This is a genomic window from Burkholderia sp. Leaf177 (genome assembly GCF_001424345.1).
Classification (GTDB): Bacteria; Pseudomonadota; Gammaproteobacteria; order Burkholderiales; family Burkholderiaceae; genus Caballeronia.
This window is the reverse complement of sequence record NZ_LMPF01000025.1, coordinates 1-17,801: the sequence shown is the minus strand read 5'-3', so window position 1 is coordinate 17,801 and position 17,801 is coordinate 1. Positions and strand designations below refer to the sequence as shown.

Sequence of the window (17,801 nt, the reverse complement as noted above, 5' to 3'; positions counted from 1 at the left end):
GCCGATAGTGGATTCCAGCCGCTCGCTTGAAGCGGGCATAGAACGCGCGGAATAAACTTTCGGGAGTTCCAGTTGGTTCCATCGACCTATGCAAGCCGCTCAGTTCGGATTGATGCGGCAGATCCCTTTGCCGATGTGTTATCCGAGGAAGCGCTGGCATTTATAGCGGCGCTGGATCGCGAGTTTACGGCTCGGCGCAGAGAAGTTCTTCAGGCCCGACAAAATTCTTCACGTCAGCGCCAAGATGGAAATAGATTCGGATTCCTCCCTATTACCGCGAATATCCGAAACGATCCCGCCTGGCGTGTACCTTCGGCTCCAAGCGATCTCATCGACCGTCGCGTGGAAATAGCAAGCACAGCCGACAGCCGAAAAGTCGTCATCAACGCGCTGAATGCCGGGGCTCAAGTTTGGGTGGCTGATCTTGAAGACGCAATGTCTCCGACCTGGCAGAACGCAATGGTCAGCCAGCGTAATCTGAAGGACGCCGTAGCCGGAACTATTAGTTATCTCGATCCACACGGCAAGCTATATGAACTCGAAAACAACGCCACGGCCATAGTCGTGCGGCCGCGCGGATGGCACCTTCCCGAAGATCATCTGTTAGTTGACGGACACGCTGCGTCGGCAAGCCTTGTGGACTTCGGCCTGTACTTCTTCCATTGCGCGAGCAAGCAACTGGAACACGGCAGCGGTCCCTACTTCTATCTTCCCAAGCTCGAGAATCATCTGGATGCGCGTTTGTGGAACGATGTCTTCGAGTTCGCGGAAGATTGGGCCGGCATGCCGCATGGGACTATTCGCGCCACCGTGATCATCGAGCATATTGGAGCGGCGTATGAAATGGAGGAAATCCTCCATGTCCTCGGTCCTCATGCGGCTGGCCTGACGGCAGGACGATGGGACTATTTCTTCAGTATCGCGAAGGAATTCCGCAATCGCGAAGACTGTGTTCTTCCAGACCGCTCGGATTTGACCATGAGCTTGCCGTTCATGCGCGCATACACCGAGCTTTTGATCCGGACCTGCCATAAAAGGGGAACGCATGCACTCGGGGGCGTAGCAACGCAGATTCCGGACCGGTCCGATGTAGACGCACGTGCACAGGCGATAAATGTCGTGCGGCGGGACAAAGAACATGAAGCCGCGCAAGGATTCGACGGGACGTGGGTGGTCCATCCGGATTTCGTCAAGGTGTGCCACGACGCTTTCGATCCTGTGCTCGACCGGCGGCCAAATCAGATTGGCCGGATGCACGCTGGCGCGCCTATATCGGCGGCGGATCTCATGCCCGCCAGTCCAATCGGCGGACACATTACCGAGCAAGGATTGCGAAGCAACATCGCGATTTCGATCCGCTATCTGGAGGCATGGCTGCGCGGCCGAGGGTCCGTACGACTTTTTGGCCTGATGGAAGGCGCGGCGACCGTCGAGATTTCACGCTCTCAGATATGGCAATGGCTGCAACACGGCGCACGTCTTCAGGACGGCCGCCTGATCAGCCACGATGTGGTGCGTGCCTTGATGGCGGAGGAGATCAGTCGATACTGTGAGTCATCGGATGGAACACTCGCCGAAAGCGACCTCGATAATGCCAAGGCACTTTTTGAAGAAGTCGCAATGGGCAAAGCCTTCCCGGACTTCCTCACCATCCCTGGCTACCGCAGACTGAACGGAATGCATGAGGAGCGTTCGCCTCGCATGAACTCAGCACGGCAAACCACCTCCGCTCTCACCTGCAGCAGCGGGATGTTCACCAACTTGCAGCTCAAGCCCAGAGTCGCCTTCTCCTTCGGGTTCATGGGCTGGTCGGCGTGGCTGATGGAACACGCCGTGTCTCACGCTGCACTCGTTCGTGATCATCTGACCGGGTTCGTGCCCATTGGTCTGAGCATCGAATATCTCGGTCCGTTCAGCTTCCTCGATTGCGAAACCATGGACGTGGTCACGCGAGTCAGCACCTGGAATCCTCATGGGTTTCACACGCTGCAAGATATTGATGTACTGCTCTCGACGAAGCATGGAAACCAAGTCGCCCGGATCACGATGCAAGAAGTATGCGTGCGCATAGAGTCGCCGCAGACGCTTGCGGCCGCGCCGGGCCGCCTGCCGAGCGGGTTAGCGCCGATGTTCCTGGACAGTCCCGCAGATATCCACGAGCGTCCTACGCTGATGAATCGCGGAACACCGCAAGTGCCCGAAGACGCAGAACGCATCATCGAATATCGGCACGATTTCATCGTTCACCGGCATGCGTGTGAAGTGGCCGACCAGTGGTATTCCGAGCATGTCTGCGACTACGTTGGCGACAGTCGCGAAGCCATGGTCATGCAATGGCTCGACACACATCCGGCATTGCTGCCGGGCCTGTCACAACGCATCGAACGAATCAGCATCGGGTTGCGGCGTCCTTACATGCTTTTCGATCGTGGCTACGTCATCACAACCGCGTATTGCGTTGGCCAGGAAATCCATTTCCATCATCGGCTGATGACTGCATCCGGGGCCGATGCCGGCGACGCTTTAGAAGTGTTCTCGTGCGCGTGACCGAAAGAAAAAGGAGTGGCACATGACGTTTAATTTTTCGGGTTCGTTGCTTCGTTTCGTAGGCTACCGTCGCCAGCTTGCTTATGACGCAAGCACCCTCGGCAATGCGTTGAACGCACTGTTTGCGGACTATCCCGAACTCAGGGAATTGCTGATGGATCAGGACTTCGCGTTTCGCCGAACCATGCGCCTTGCAATCAACAGCGAGGTGATTCGTGGCGACATTTCCAGACCGCTCACGCCAAATGATTCCGTCGAAATCATGACCGCGATCTCCGGCGGTTGATACGTCCTCCGCTGCAACATCGGCTCACAAAAAGGAATCTGCAATGTCCCTCGACACCCGGTTGCGCTCCATATTCAACACGGTCCTTGAGATCGATGCGAGTTTGCCCGACTCGTCCCTGCGTTACCAGGAGACACCCGGCTGGGACTCTTTGGGCGCGGTGTTATTGATCTCGTCGATAGAAGAAGAATTTCGGATCGAGATCGACACGGATCGCGCGTTGAAAATGGAAACGTTCGACGGCGCGGCGCAAATGCTTCGGGAGCTGGGTGTTCCAGATTGACACCATGAGTACAACGCTCGATCGCCAGGAAATACGCGAAGCCAAGTTGCTGCCGATCATGCGCGAACTGATCGAGCATCATCGGCGCACGTGCGCACCCTACGCGCGCATCCTCGATGCAATCGGTCACTCGGTTGACCGGAAATACGAGCAGCTGGCGGACCTGCCGTGGCTGCCCGTGCGCCTCTTCAAGGAGCATCGATTGGTCAGCACCACGTCCGACGAAGTGGCTGTGCTGACCTCATCGGGCACGACCAGTTCCAACGTAAGCAGGATCGCACTGGATCGCGACGCGGCCGAATATCAGCGGCGCGCATTGACCACCACGCTCGCAACGCTGACCGGTCCTCGCCGGTTGCCTATGCTGATCGTCGATTCGCCAACAGCCGTGCGCGAAGAGCGCTTCTCCATTCGTGGCGCAACCGTTCTGGGTGTGATGAACATTGGCCGCGACCATGTCTTCGCACTCGATAAAAACAACAACATCGATACGGTTGCAGTCGAGAACTTCCTGCATCGTCATGGCCGTGAATCTTTTCTGATATTCGGCTTCACCTCGCTCGTCTGGACGCAGTTTTATTCGTTCGCAAAGTCCACTGGAGCGGACCTGTCGCACGCGCGGCTTCTGCACACGGGCGGTTGGAAAAAGCTCGCGGACCAGGCTGTATCGCCGGAAGCGTTTCGCAACGGCTTTCGCAATGCGACAGGTCTTTCTCAATGCCATAACTTCTACGGCATGGTGGAACAAGGCGGCGTGATCCACGTCGAATCGGCGTCGGGCGATGGCCTGTATTGCCCAGAGTTCGCCGATGTCATCGTTCGCGATCCGCACACATGGAAAGAAGCAGCGACAGGCACGGAAGGCGTAATCGAAGTCATTAGCGCCGTGCCGCGAGCGCATCCGGGACACGTGCTGTTGACCGAGGATCGCGGAGTCGTGCATGGCGTTGACGATGGCGAGCGGCCGGGAAAACGATTTTCCGTTCTCGGCAGACTCGCTCGAGCGGAGCCGCGCGGTTGCGCCGACACGTTGCCTGCTAAGTTACTCGAGACGCCGCCTGAGACGCGGCCTGAGACAACCTTTGGACTGCGGCCATGAGCGGCCTGCTCGAAGGCAAACATCTGCTCGTCACTGGCGTGATCAACCATGCGTCGATTGCATTCGCCGTCGCAAAACACGCGCAGGAACAAGGCGCGCAGGTGGTCCTGACCGGCCATGGCCGGCTGCATATGGTCGAACTCGCGTCCAGCCGCTTGCCCTTCCCGGCGCCGGTTATCGAACTCGATGTCACCAATGCCTCGCAACTCGCCACGCTCGCGGAACGCGTGCAAGCTCACGTGCCGCGGCTCGACGGCGTGTTGCACTCGATCGCGTTCGCGCCTTCCGCAGTACTCGGCAACGAGTTCCTCCGCACACCCTGGAGCGATGTTTCGACGACCCTTCAGGTATCCACCTATTCAATGCAAGCGCTGGTCGCCGCCGTATTGCCGCTCATGCGCGAAGGCGGCGCGATCGTGGGCCTCGACTTCGATGCCTCCGTCACCTGGCCCGGCTATGGCTGGATGGGCGTCGCGAAGGCGGGACTGGAAGCTACCGCTCGTTATCTCGCCCGCGACCTCGGCGCGCGTGGCGTGCGCGTCAATCTCGTTTCGTCCGGTCCTTTGCGCACGGCGGCGTCGCATGGCGAACCCTGCTTCGCGGACATCGCGGCCACATGGCGTGAACGCGCGCCGCTCGGATGGAACTCCACCTCTGCGGACGGCGTTGCACGCACATGCGTTGCGCTGCTGTCCGACTGGTTCCCCGTCACGAGTGGCGAAATCGTCCATGCCGATGGTGGCTTTCACACTATCGGCATCTGACATGAACCCTATCCAGGATGATTCGATGCAACCGACGGATTCTCCTACTCGCATTGCCGTGGTAATTGGCGGCACGCGCGGTATCGGGCAGGCAAGCGCTCGCGTACTCGCCGCAGCAGGCGCAACCGTGATCGTGACCGGCACCGACCGGGAACGAGCGGACAACGAGGCTCGCCAGATCAGCGCGGCGTATGGCGTGCGAGCAGCGGGTCATGCGCTCGATCTCGCTGACTATGCATCGATCAGCGTGGCGATCAAGTCGATTGCCGCCGAGCATGGCGGTATCGATGTGATGCTTGTCAGCGCCGGTTTCATGCAAAGCACGCCGCTTGGATTGACGCAGGAATCGGTCGCGCGTCGTCTGCTCGACGTGAACCTGCTAGGCGTAGCGGAAGCATTACAGGTCACCGCAAAGGTGATGATGCGACGACGACGCGGCGCCATCGTGCTGCTGGGTTCTCTCGTCGGCGAGCGCGGCGCCGCAGGACAAACCATTTATGCGGCAACCAAAGCCGGCATCGCGGCGCTCGCCAAATCGGCAGCGAAGGAGCTGGGGCCTTTAGGCATTCGCGTGAACGCCGTGGCGCCCGGGTTGATCGATACCGACGTGCTCGCGTCCGTTCCCGCCGATGTCATTGCAGCACGTCGCGCGCAGACCTCGCTACGCCGTACAGGCAGCGCTTCCGAGGTCGCAATGGTGATCGCCTTTCTGCTCAGCGACGCCGCGTCGTTCGTTACCGGACAAATAATAGGCGTAGATGGAGGACTGGCATTATGAACACGTTCGGTGCCGATGTTCGCCTTATAGATGCCACCAACGGCTCGACGCTCGCCGGGCCTGACCTTGCAAAACGGATCCTTGCAATGGAGTTGGAGTTGCGCGCCATGCCGGAGGGGCTCGTTTTCCTCCCTGCGCCCTGGACCATCGATACCATTTGCCGTTATCTCGCCGCACTTCGCAGACGACGGCCAATCGCGTTGCTCGATCCGCAGATCGACTCGGCCACACTGGCCGAGTTGACGACTCGATTCGAACCCGCAGGTGTGTGGCAACCCGCAATCCAGGCACCGGTGAGCGAGGGATATCGCCGCGAAGTTCCGGGGTGGGTACGGAAGTCGCCCGCCGCGGCCGTTCACCCGGACCTCGCGTTGCTCATGACCACTTCCGGGTCGACGGGCGCCGCCCGTATGGTGCGGCTGTCGCGTCACGGCGTGTACGCCAACGCCGGCGCAATTGTGCGCGCGCTCGACATCACGTCGCGCGAGATCGCCCCGACCAGTTTGCCGTTTCACCTGGGCTATGGGCTTTCGGTATTGAACAGTCATCTGCTCGCCGGCGCGACCATTATCGTGACGCCGCACCCTGTCATCGGTCCGGAATTCTGGGCTGCCTGCGATACATATTGCGCAAGCTCGTTCGCGGCCGTGTCGCACGTGTACGAGTTGCTATCGCGCTTGCGATGGACGCCTTCAATGCATCCCTCCTTGCGCACGCTCACCCAGTCGGGGAGCCGCATGCGGCCCGAATTGATCGCACAGTTAGCCGGTGACATCGACCGAGTGCAGGGCCGCTTTTTCCTGATGTACGGGCAAACCGAAGCGACAGCCCGCATGGCGATATTGCCGCCTGTCAAGATTGCATCGAAAGCGGGCTCGGTCGGTCTTGCGGTGCCGGGCAGCGCACTTTCTATACGACTCGAATCCGGCGAGGAGACGCAGAAAGCGGACGCTTCGGGCGAGGTCGTATTTCGCGGTCCCGGCGTCATGATGGGTTATGCCGATAGCGCCGTCGATCTTGCTCGCGGCGACGATCACCACGGCATGTTGCGAACCGGCGATATCGGTCATTTTGATCAGGATGGCTACCTTTTTCTCGAAGGCCGTCTCAAACGTATTGCAAAGCTCTTTGGTCAACGCATCAATCTGGACGCAGTTGAACGTCTTGCAGCCGAAGCCGGTGCACGCGGAATGACGGCGGCCGTGTCGCTCGAGGACGAAACCATCGTGATCTGGTGCGAAGGCGAAACTGACACGGAAAAACTCGCGGTGCTTTCCAAGCGCGTCGCTGAACAACTGAACGTGAATCGCCATGGAGTCCGCGCTTTCGGCATCGGCGCATTGCCCGCGCTTAGCAACGGAAAGATCGATTATCGTGCGCTGATCACCAAGGCGAGTAACGAGGTTCCCCAATGATCCGCCAGTTGTTCCCGCCAGCTGCGCCGCTCGATGCATCCGCGTTGCTCGATTCCATCGGTGGGCCCGATTTGCAGGTCGGCGACGAACGTATGCTTTCTTTCCTCGATACAGCCGGCCAGCGGCTTCGCGCACCTGCAATTGCCCGGCGTCATCCGGAGCTTGGAGCGCTCGGGGCTTATCTTCGCCGCGGCCATTTGACTGCGGAACTTGCTCGTATCAATACAACCGATCGCCAGTTGCGATTTCCCCGTGGCCTCATTTTCCATGTTGCACCAGGCAATGCCGATACCGTTTTCGTGTATTCCTGGGCGCTTGCCGCGTTGACAGGCAATTGCAACGTCGTCCGGCTTTCAGCGCGAGGAGGCGAGGCGGCGCGGGTCATACTCGACGTGCTCGTCCAAACGCTTGAAGCGTCTTCGCCGGTGATCGCACGAACGCAGCGGATCATAAGCTACGACCATAGCGAAGAAAACATCACCAACGCCCTTTCTGCCGCCTGCAACCTGCGCGTGATGTGGGGAGGAGACCGGGCGATCCAGGAAATTCGTCGCTCGCCGTTGCAACCCGCAGCGCGCGACTTACCGTTTCCCAACCGTTCATCGTTTGCCGCGATTTCGGCGGATTCATTTCTTGCCACTGACGCGACGAGTCGGCTTCGCGCCGTCGAATCATTTCATTCGGATGCCTATCTTTTCGATCAAGCAGCTTGCTCGTCACCGGGTACCATATTCTGGGTAGGATCAGTGTCGTCGGTCAGCGTGGCCCAGCAAGCATTCTTCGATTTGCTGAGGCAGGTGGTCGAAATTCGCGGGCCTCGTGTCGACGCAGCCATGGCAATCGAAAAGCACGTTGCGGTCTACGGTCTTGCCGCTGAAGGCATAGCCCGCGAAGTGCGATTCATCGAAAATGAGATCGCAGTCGTTCAGCTTGCAGAGCCAGTTCACCTTCCACGAAGGTGGCTCGGCGCCGGAACGTTCCCGCAATATCGCGTGGCGTCACTGAATGACATTGCGCCGCTACTGCAGCGTCAGGATCAGACGTTGAGCTATTTCGGCTTCACGCCTGCTGAAATGATGTTATTCGGCCGCGAAGTTGCGGGACGTGGTATCGACCGCATCGTGCCCATGGGCCGCGCGCTCGAATTTTCTTCGATCTGGGACGGACACGATCTTCTGCGTGAGTTCACACGTCTGGTCACCGTGGATTAAAACAGCAAGAAGGAGCACTCTCATGAATGCCATAGTTGTCGAACTTTCCCCTGACCAAGCACGCGAACGCCAACAATCCGGTGCGACGCTCGTCGACGTGCGCGAGGACGGTGAGCGTGCTGCCGGCATGGCCGAAGGCGCATCGGGCGTTAGCCGGTCGCAACTCGAAGCAAATCCATCGGCCTGGTTATCGGACCCTGCTGCCGAAATCCTACTGATATGCGCGGCCGGCGCACGCTCCTTGCAATGCGCGAAAGCACTGCAATCAAAGGGATACTCCCACGTCTTCTCCGTCAGCGGCGGCACGACTCGCTGGAAGCTGGAAGGCTTCCCGATGAGCGCGCCCACCGCCGACGCCGCTTTTCTAGAACGTTATTCGCGACACTTGAAATTGCAAGAAGTCGGGTTGATTGGGCAGCGCAAACTTGGCGCTGCGCGCGTTGCGCTGATCGGTGCGGGCGGCCTTGGCTCGCCCGTGGCTTTATACCTGACGGCGGCGGGAGTCGGACGGATCACTTTGATAGACGACGATCTCGTCGATCTGAGCAATCTTCAACGCCAGGTGTTGCATCGGTCGGTTGATGTCGGTGCGCCTAAAGTGGAGTCCGGGCAACGGACTCTGCAGGCGCTCAATCCCGACGTTTTAATCGATGCGAAGCAAACACGGCTGCTTGCATCGAATGTCGAGGAATTGCTTCGAGGACATGACGTTGTGATAGACGGCTCCGATAATTTCTCCACGCGATACCTCGTCAACGACGCATGCGTACGCCTCGGCATACCGCTCGTGTATGGCGCGGTGCAAGGCTTCGATGGCCAGGTTAGCGTCTTCTGGCCTGCGCACGAAGGCGGCAGTTGTTATCGGTGCCTGTTCCCCGAACCGCCGTCTGCCGCGCTCGCACCGAACTGCGCCGAAGCCGGCGTGCTGGGCGTCTTGCCAGGCGTGATCGGCATGTTGCAAGCGGTTGAAGCCATCAAGCTAATCCTCGCGCTCGGGAACTCGCTATCAGGAACCTTGCTTCAGTTCGATGCACTCGGCATGCGATTCAACCGCATGAAATTGATGCGCGATCCCGCATGTCCACGCTGCGGCGACAACGTGACGTCGGACGATTACGTCGATATCCCCGCAGCTTGCGCATCGCCCTAAGCAACCCGGATCACGTCACCGGCGCGGGGTTGAACAGCGTCAGTGCGTTATGCAACTTCAGCTTTTCCGCGCACGTTTTTGTCCGGCCGCTTGCGACATCGAGCATCAGCCGGAACAATTCCCAGCCGACATCTTCAATGGTTGCATCGCCCGTTGCGATGCGTCCGGCATCGATGTCCATCAGATCGTGCCAGCGGCGCGCGAGATCCGACCGTGTCGCCATCTTGATGACGGGCACTTCTGCAAGGCTGTACGGCGTGCCACGTCCGGTGGTGAACACATGCAGGTTGATACCGGCTGCCACTTGCAGCGTGCCGCAAATAAAATCGCTTGCCGGCGTTGCTGCAAAGATCAAGCCTTTCTGCTTCACTTTCTCGCCCGGCGAAAGCACGCCGGAGATCGCGGAATTGCCGGACTTGATGATCGATCCCATCGCCTTTTCGACGATATTCGATAACCCGCCCTTCTTGTTTCCCGGCGTCGTGTTTGCGCTGCGGTCCGCGCCGCCGCGCTTCAGGTAAGTGTCGTACCACTGCATCTCGCGGATGATCGCGTGCGCGACGTCCGCGTTCGCCGCGCGGCTCGTCAGTTGATCGACGCCATCACGAACCTCGGTGACTTCGGAAAACATCACCGTGGCGCCGGCCCGGACCAGCAAGTCGGTCGCAAAACCGACTGCTGGGTTGGCCGTGAGTCCGGAGAACGCATCGCTGCCGCCGCACTGCACGCCGATCACGAGATCCGATGCCGGGCATGTTTCGCGCCTCCGCTGATTCAGACGTTCGAGATGGCGCGTGGCCGTGTGCATGATGGAATCGATCATCGACTGGAAGCCGACGTGCGCGTTGTCTTGCAGTACGACAACGTCGCCGTTCGCATCGTCCTGCATTGCAATCGGGATGGTGCCGGCGGGCATCAGGCGCTCGGGCTGGAGCTTTTCGCAACCGAGGCTCACCATCATCACTTCGCCGCCGAAATTCGGATTCAGGCTGATGTTTCGGACGGTTCGAATCGGGACCATGGCATCGGTTGCATCGATCGCCACGCCGCAGCCATACGTGTGTTCGAGCCCGACGACATCATCCACATTCGGATATCGCGGCAGCAATTCCGCCTTGATGCGCGCGACCGCGTGCTCGACTACGCCCGATACACACTGCACGGTTGTGGTAATGGCGAGAATGTTGCGCGAGCCGACGGTGCCATCGGCATTGCGGAATCCCTCGAACGTGAAGCCTTCGAGCGGCGGCATGGCGGGCGCGACGCGGGTTGCGATGGGCAGGGCTTCCAGACCCGGCGGTTCTGGCATGCGGATTACGTGCTCGTTGATCCAGCTGCCTTTGGGCAGGTCCTGGAGCGCATAACCGATGGTTACGTCGTAGCGTACGACGGGGTCGTTTTTGGTCAGGTCGGTTAGCGCGACCTTGTGGCCTTGGGGGATGCGGTCGCGCAGTGTCAGGCCATCGGGGAAGGTTGTGCCTTCGGGCAGGCCGCCGTCGTTGACGATGATCGCGACGTTGTCGTGGGGATGGACGCGGATGTAGTGAGGGGGTTGTTCCATTTTCGATGGTTCCGGGCGAGGGGCGGTCGTGGGTGGGGTTGAGGTGGTGGTTTTTGGGCCTTCGCGAGGTTGATGTTAGCTGTTCTCGTTTGCACTATTGCCACTGGTCGTGGCGGGACTTCATTTCACAAGGTTTAGCGCTGGCGCTCGGGCGGTTTTTTTGTAGTGGTCGGGGGTGATGCCGGGTTGCTACTGCTTGGGCCTTCGCGAGTTCTGTCTTAGCTGACTTTTTTATCACCGTTAGCCACTGTCCGTGGCGGGACTTCATTTCACAAGGTTTGGCGCTGGCGCTCGGGCGTTTGTTTGTAGCGGTCAGGTTTGATGCCGGGTTGTTGCTACCTAGGCCTTCGCGAGTTCTGTCTTAGCTGACTTCTTTATCACTGTTAGCCACTGTCCGTGGCGGGACTTCATTTCTTTGTCCAACGGCGACAAAGAAACGAAGCAAAGAAAACGTGTCCGTGGCGGGACTTCATTTCTTTGTCCAACGGCGACAAAGAAACGAAGCAAAGAAAACGCCTTCCAACCGCTAATTCTTAAGTGTCCACAGCGTGCAACGACAACTGCGTGGCACGCAAGAAGCACCCTCAGCGCATAACCACATCCTCCTGAAACCCTCCCCCTCCGGCAACAGATACCCACACGCTTCGCCACCAGCGTCGGAATCCGTTAATACGGAAACCCGTCCAACGCATAACGAAAAGGCGGGCTCATAACTGGCCAAAGCATCTTGAACTGCAGACTTTGCCGCCAGTACCGCGGCTTGTTCCGTTTGGGCGCTAGCGCGCGCAGCGCGGAGGCCTGGTTAGTGGATTCCCACACTGGTGGCGAAGCGTGTGGGTATCCGCGAACGGAGGGGGAGGGTTTCAACCAGGCGCGGTTATGCGCTAAGGGTGCTTCTTGCGTGCCACGCAGTTGTCACGGCACGCTGTGGACACTTAAGAATTAGCGGTGGAGAGGCGTTTTCTTTGCTTCGTTTCTTTGTCGCCGTTGGACAAAGAAATGAAGTCCCGCCACGGACATTAAGAATTAGCGGTGGAGAGGCGTTTTCTTTGCTTCGTTTCTTTGTCGCCGTTGGACAAAGAAATGAAGTCCCGCCACGGACAGTGGCTAACAGTGCTAAAGAAATCAGCCATCGAGAAACCCGCGAAGACCTAAGCAGCAGCAACCCAGCACCAACCCCGACCCCAACCGCTACAAACAACTGTCCTCGCGCCAGCGTTAAACCTCGTGAAATAAAGTCCCACCACGGTCAGTGGCTAACAGCGCTAAAGAAATCAGCCACGACATAACCCGCGAAGACCTAAGCAGCAACAACCCAGCACCACCCCCTGCCCGTCTTACCTCTGCTCCTTAACCCGTGAAACCAACTGCGTCGGACTGACAAACTGCAGCGCAATCAACACCCACACCAGTGTAATCGCCATATAAATCATCGCCATGGCGTCAATCGATTGCGGCGCCCGCACCCCCGTCGAAAACACCGCGTAGTACAGCGCAACCACCAACGTCTGCGTCGTCGGCCCCGCCGTAAAAAACGTCAACTCGAACATCCCGATAGTGCGAACCAGCACCAGCAACCCCGCGGCGAGCATGCCAGGCATCAACAACGGCAACAGCACATATCGAAAATACTTCGCAGTACTCGCCCCAAAAATCCGCGCTGCAGCCTCAAGATTAGGATCGATCTGCTCGATAAACGGCGTCATCACAAGAATGACAAACGGCAACGCCGGCACCAGATTCGCCAAGATCACGCCACTCAGCGTCCCCGCGAGCCCGACCTTGTACATGACGGTTGCCATCGGAATCCCATAAGTGACAGGCGGAACCATCAACGGCAACAGAAACACGAGCATCGCAAAACGCTTGCCGCGAAACTGCACGCGAGCCAACGCATAAGCCGCGGGCACGCCAAGCGCAATGGATAAAAGCACCACCGCGCCCACGACCTCCATGGTCACCCACAGCACGCTCGCCAACTGAAAGTCGCCCCAGGCCTGCGCATACCAGTGCAGCGTGAAGCCAGCCGGCAACAACGTACCAAACCAGCGTGTCGCGACCGAATTCACGGCAACAGTCGCAATCAGCAGCAACACGTTGAAGAGGAAAAACGCCATCGCGCCCCAGACGAACATCTTCCAGATACGATCGCCGAGGCTGACACGAGGTTTCATCGGCTTGGCAGGCCGGGCGCCGTCGTTCCGGCTATCCGGCGCGGAAGCATGAGAGGAAGCGGACCACACGGGTGCATGATTATCGGTTGCCATCAGCCTTTACCTCCGGTCACCGGACCTGTGTAGAAGAAGCGCCGCGTGCCGAGCATTCCGGCCACCACCAGCAATTGCACGAAGCCCATGACCATCGCGATGGCGGATGCAAGCGAATAATCGTAGTTCTCGAACGCGGCTTCTGCAGCGGCGATCGATATCACACGCGTAGGTCCGGCCGGCGCGCCAAGCAGCACCGCCGAAGGAAACACCGAGAACGCCTGCACGAACGATAAACACGCGGCCATGGTCAGCCCGGGCATCAAGAGCGGCAAATAGATTTGCCTGAACTGCTGCCACGGACTTGCGCCAAGCGTAGCGGCCGCACGCGCAAGCGTCGGATCGATACCGGTCACATACGAAAGCGTCAGCAAGAACGCAAACGGAAATCCCGATACGATCAGCGATATCAACACGCCCCAATAGTTATGCGTGAGCCTGACTTCGTCGCGGTAAAAATGCAGACCGTGCACCGCTTGCGAGAACCAGCCGTTGGGTCCGAAATACGTCAGCATGCCATCCGCGATCAACACCGTGCCGAGCGTCACCGGAATCACGAGCAACGTGGTCACGAACTTCTGGTACGGCGAATTGCGCCGCAACGCAAACGCGACAGGAACCGATAAACCCACGTTGATGATCGTCGCCGGAACCGCAAGCTTCAACGTGACGATGATCGTGGGCCACATCGCGGTATCGGTGAAAAACGCGATGTAGTTGGCGAACGCGGAACCGCCGTTCATCGGCTGGAACGAAAGCACCAGGCCGTAGATGAACGGATAAACAAACAACGCGAGGATGAAGATCAGCGCCGGCGAAACGAGCCACGCCTTGGCATCGCGCGGCACCGCGTTGGGCGGCGAATCAGGCAGCGAATCAGGCAGCGGCAGCGGTGGCGAACTCATTGCGCTTCCCCTTCATACACCAGCGTGCGCGATGGCGGAACGCGAAGCGTGACGACGTCGCCAACGGCAACATCGCCGGTCACGCGCGCCCACAGCAGACCAAACGCAGCCTTCACGCGAATCAGCGAATCCTGGCCGCCGTACTCAACCGTCAGCACTTCGGCATTGAACGCATTCTCCGCACCCGGAGAAGCACGGTCGATATCTTCAGGGCGCATTGCAACGCTCACGCGCTTGCTGTTGAAACCTGCCATCGGCATGCCGGTCAGGCGCACGCCGTTCGCGTTGACAGCAACGCCCTCACCCGCCATGCCTTCGAGCGTGAACTCAGCCACGTTCCGATATCCCATGAAACGCGCCACATGCAGGTTGCCTGGCCGCTCATAGATTTCCTTCGGCGACGCAACCTGCTGTACGGTGCCTTCACGCATCACCACGATACGATCCGCCATCGACAACGCCTCGTCCTGATCGTGCGTCACATAGATGGTCGCGCGGCCGAGCTGACTATGAATGCGCCGGATTTCAGCACGCATTTCAATGCGAAGTTTGGTATCGAGATTCGATAGCGGTTCATCCATCAACACGAGCGACGGTTCGATCACGATCGCCCGTGCAATTGCAACGCGCTGTTGCTGACCGCCCGATAACTGCCCCGGCAATTTCTTTTCCTGTCCCACGAGTTGCACCATCTGCAGCGCCTCGAACGCGCGGCGCGCGGCTTCGCTTTTCGCCACGCCGCGCATCTTGAGGCCGAAACCGACGTTGTCGAGCACCGACATGTGCGGGAACAACGCGTAGTTCTGGAACACCATACCGAAGCCGCGTTTCTCTGGCGGCAGGACATCGATACGCTGCGTATCGAGCCAGATCTTGCCGCCGGTCAAGGGCTGCAATCCGGCGATGCAATTAAGCGCCGTCGACTTGCCGCATCCGGAAGGTCCCAGCAACGCGATGAACTCGCCGCGCTGGATATTCAATGCGAGTCCGCGCAACGCCGCGACCGCCTGGCCTTCGGTGTTCATGAAACTGCGGCTGACGGAATCGAGTCGCAACTCATCGAACTGATGTTTCATGGCTGGTTCCTGATACTTCATTCGTGAAGCTGATAACGACGCCGTGCGGCTTAACCAAAACCGCACGGCTTCAGGCGTTTACTTCGACTTTTGCGATCCGATCTCGCGGTCCCACTTCTGGAACGCGGCGACCATCGCGGTCGCGCTCAACGGCACCACGTGCGGACGGTCGGCCAGCAGTTTCGCGTATTCCGGGCGGCCGTACTTTTTGATCACGTCCTGGCTTTTCGCGGGCGCCGATTCGATGGTTACGCCCTTCACTGCAGGGCCCGGATAGAAATAACCATCGTCGAAAGTCATGGCCTGCTGCGCCGGCTCGAGCATGAAGTTCATCATCTTGTAGAGCACGTCGAGCTTTTCCTTCGGCACGCCGTTCGGGATCACCATGTAATGGGCATCGTTCACCCACGTCATGTTGTCGAAGGCCTGAACCTTGAATTCCGCCGGCACGAGACCCAGCGCACGCGGGTTGATGTCCCAGCCCGTCACGGTCAACGTCATGTCGCGCGAGCCTTCGCCCAGTTCCTTCATCACCGCCGACGTTCCACCCGGATAGTAAGGAATGCAATCATTTAATTGCTTGAGGAATGCCCACGTCTTGTCCCAGCCGTTGATGGGATCGCGCGGGTCCTTGTCGCCGAGAACGTAGGGCAAGCCCATCAGGAAGGTTCGCCCCGGACCGGAATTCGCCGGACGTGCATAGATGAGCTTGTCCGGATGCGCCTTGCACCACGCGAGCAGTTGCTCGGGCGTCTTCGGCGGATCGGTGACCTTTGCCGGGTTGTACTCGATCAGCGGACCGGCCGGCATGTACGTCACTTCAATGCCATAACCCTGCGCCACGTCCTGCATCTTGCGCGGGCCGGGCGCGTATTTATCGAGGACGCCCGGGAATGCGGCCGATTGCTCGGGAAGCAGTTTCATCCACAGCTTCTGTTCGATACCCGCAGCCAGCGCGTCCGTGCCAGTCAGCACGAGGTCGATATCGGAACGTCCGGCAGCCTGCATTGCCTTGATCTTGCCGGGCAATTGCGGCGCGGGCGCGTTGGTGAACGTGATGTTGGAAACGAGTTGCGGATTCTTCGCCTTGAACGCTTCGAACGCTTTTTGCGTGAGCTGCAAGTTACCCGCGACGTCGACAATGTTGATCGATACAGGATCGGCCGCGTGCGCCATAGGCGTGGCGATCACGGCAATGGCCGCGACCGCGCTCAAGGCGCCGCACACCGCGGTCAGCTTCGTTGAGAATCTAGCCAATAAACGGCCGGACAGAATCATTTCGTCTCCTCGCTCTTCATATGAATTTTATGCGGATCGATTTGGGGCCGATGCCGGCCATTCGGCCTGTTTCAGCCGATGCGGACGCTCTTTACAGCGCGTTTATCGATGTATGTTGTCGTATGAGAACATAACCGGGACGCACGGCGCTTTCCATAACCGTTAACCCTTAAACGTAAGGTTCGGGGTGAGTTTAAAAGTTAAGGCTGCAAGGCCGAAAAGCTCGGTGGGTCGGACCTTGCAGGAAGTGAGATAGGACTCGGCGTCTGGCGCTAGATTTGACAGCCGTACGCATTTTCTTCGCCACAGAAATTACATGTTGTACGACAACCTATGTTTCAAGCGAGTTGGATGCGACCTGTACGATACTGGCCTAGACAATAAGACACTTAGCCTCCCAACGAGCGATGACGCCGGGCAAGCTTGCGATTAGCGGCGCCGATCAGCTTGACGCTTGCGGGGCTTTTGTTGACACGAACGAAGCGCAGAGCCGCAATCCATAATTTTTGTTTCTAAAAGCTAGGTAACGGGGTCAATCCTCATTCGGCTTAAGCTACGTGGATCAGTAACAGGACTATGTGTTGTCACAAGTCTGGTAGGTTGATTTTCGCGAACCGGCTAAGATTCGCCACACTCCGCGGATCTCAAAATGTCGCGAAAATATCTCAAAATGAAAATAAGCTTGTATCGAATGGCGCAGAGATTTTCTATGCGTCTGGTTTTTAACGATTAATTAATTTCCCATACATCTAAAGAATCTTCCCGAGCGTTCGATTAAATCTCTTTATTCACCGCATTATCTCAAAACTATTTCGAACTCTGTTTTCCTTGACTCGAATAAATTTGAGCTGTTTTAATAAAAGCTACAAGCCTTTGCTTTGACCCGACGTTTCGTAACTTCAAACATAAATTGACCACTATCTGCGGAGTCGACGAGACGTAAAAATACAATCACATCAAGCAGTCGACGAAGATGGTTTTCATACGGCGCAATTTGCGTCGCAGCAACAAAAGAGACAACGGAACAAGCGGGCCCCATTCGACTTGAAATCGAAATTACATTTTTACAAACATCACATTCATGTACAGCGACAAGCTTCCGTTCTCCGTGTGACCACAGGATTATTTCTATGTTGATTAGTTTTCCTTTCCTGCCCACGGCCAACAACGGCGGCGCAGAC

15 protein-coding genes are annotated in these 17,801 nt (G+C 58.3%); 9 read left to right on the top strand and 6 right to left on the bottom strand.

The window, feature by feature from the left end; translation table 11 throughout:
- Positions 1-72: 72 nt before the first annotated feature.
- The 9 genes from aceB to moeB are packed head-to-tail and all read left to right on the top strand — an operon-like array spanning position 73 to position 9,533.
- Entirely contained in the window at positions 73-2,547 is a 2,475-nt protein-coding gene (gene aceB / locus ASG35_RS31110) for a malate synthase A (RefSeq protein WP_082508634.1), read from the top strand.
- Between the two features lie 22 nt (positions 2,548-2,569).
- Positions 2,570-2,833 carry a MoaD/ThiS family protein gene (locus ASG35_RS26700; RefSeq protein ID WP_056364782.1) on the top strand — a complete coding sequence of 88 codons (264 nt, stop codon included), beginning with the start codon at positions 2,570-2,572 and terminating at the stop codon, positions 2,831-2,833.
- A gap of 43 nt (positions 2,834-2,876) precedes the next feature.
- Positions 2,877-3,116 (top strand): acyl carrier protein, encoded by a 240-nt coding sequence (locus ASG35_RS26695; RefSeq protein ID WP_056364778.1) that lies wholly within the window; start codon positions 2,877-2,879, stop codon positions 3,114-3,116.
- A 4-nt stretch (positions 3,117-3,120) separates the two neighbouring features.
- On the top strand, positions 3,121-4,215 hold the full coding sequence (locus tag ASG35_RS26690; protein WP_082508633.1) for a LuxE/PaaK family acyltransferase: 1,095 nt from the start codon (positions 3,121-3,123) through the stop codon (positions 4,213-4,215).
- Positions 4,212-4,979 (top strand): enoyl-ACP reductase FabI, encoded by a 768-nt coding sequence (gene fabI, locus ASG35_RS26685; protein WP_056364774.1) that lies wholly within the window; start codon positions 4,212-4,214, stop codon positions 4,977-4,979. Before ASG35_RS26690 ends, fabI begins: the two co-directional genes overlap by 4 nt.
- Positions 4,980-5,004: 25 nt before the next feature.
- On the top strand, positions 5,005-5,757 hold the full coding sequence (locus tag ASG35_RS26680) for an SDR family oxidoreductase (RefSeq protein ID WP_056365990.1): 753 nt from the start codon (positions 5,005-5,007) through the stop codon (positions 5,755-5,757).
- The gene (locus tag ASG35_RS26675; protein ID WP_056364772.1) at positions 5,754-7,172 is read left to right on the top strand and encodes an AMP-binding protein; all 1,419 of its coding nucleotides are present in this window, start codon (positions 5,754-5,756) and stop codon (positions 7,170-7,172) included. Before ASG35_RS26680 ends, ASG35_RS26675 begins: the two co-directional genes overlap by 4 nt.
- Complete coding sequence (locus ASG35_RS26670) at positions 7,169-8,383, top strand: acyl-CoA reductase (RefSeq protein WP_056364769.1); 1,215 nt, start codon at positions 7,169-7,171, stop codon at positions 8,381-8,383. Before ASG35_RS26675 ends, ASG35_RS26670 begins: the two co-directional genes overlap by 4 nt.
- Positions 8,384-8,405: 22 nt before the next feature.
- On the top strand, positions 8,406-9,533 hold the full coding sequence (gene moeB, locus ASG35_RS26665) for a molybdopterin-synthase adenylyltransferase MoeB (RefSeq protein WP_056364766.1): 1,128 nt from the start codon (positions 8,406-8,408) through the stop codon (positions 9,531-9,533).
- A gap of 10 nt (positions 9,534-9,543) precedes the next feature.
- Here the strand turns inward: moeB and garD are convergent, their stop codons facing one another.
- The 6 genes from garD to ASG35_RS32340 all read right to left on the bottom strand — a co-directional run.
- Complete coding sequence (gene garD / locus ASG35_RS26660; protein ID WP_056364763.1) at positions 9,544-11,094, bottom strand: galactarate dehydratase; 1,551 nt, start codon at positions 11,092-11,094, stop codon at positions 9,544-9,546.
- A 1,337-nt stretch (positions 11,095-12,431) separates the two neighbouring features.
- On the bottom strand, positions 12,432-13,361 hold the full coding sequence (locus tag ASG35_RS26655) for an ABC transporter permease (protein WP_056364761.1): 930 nt from the start codon (positions 13,359-13,361) through the stop codon (positions 12,432-12,434).
- Positions 13,361-14,266, bottom strand: coding sequence for an ABC transporter permease (locus ASG35_RS26650; RefSeq protein ID WP_056364759.1), 906 nt, complete (start codon positions 14,264-14,266; stop codon positions 13,361-13,363). The genes ASG35_RS26655 and ASG35_RS26650 overlap by 1 nt, the downstream gene beginning before the upstream one ends.
- On the bottom strand, positions 14,263-15,342 hold the full coding sequence (locus ASG35_RS26645; RefSeq protein ID WP_056365989.1) for an ABC transporter ATP-binding protein: 1,080 nt from the start codon (positions 15,340-15,342) through the stop codon (positions 14,263-14,265). The genes ASG35_RS26650 and ASG35_RS26645 overlap by 4 nt, the downstream gene beginning before the upstream one ends.
- 78 nt (positions 15,343-15,420) lie before the next feature.
- Positions 15,421-16,518 (bottom strand): extracellular solute-binding protein, encoded by a 1,098-nt coding sequence (locus tag ASG35_RS26640; RefSeq protein WP_235527763.1) that lies wholly within the window; start codon positions 16,516-16,518, stop codon positions 15,421-15,423.
- A 955-nt stretch (positions 16,519-17,473) separates the two neighbouring features.
- A partial coding sequence (locus ASG35_RS32340) for a hypothetical protein (RefSeq protein WP_235527735.1) occupies positions 17,474-17,801 on the bottom strand: 328 nt, incomplete at its 5' end.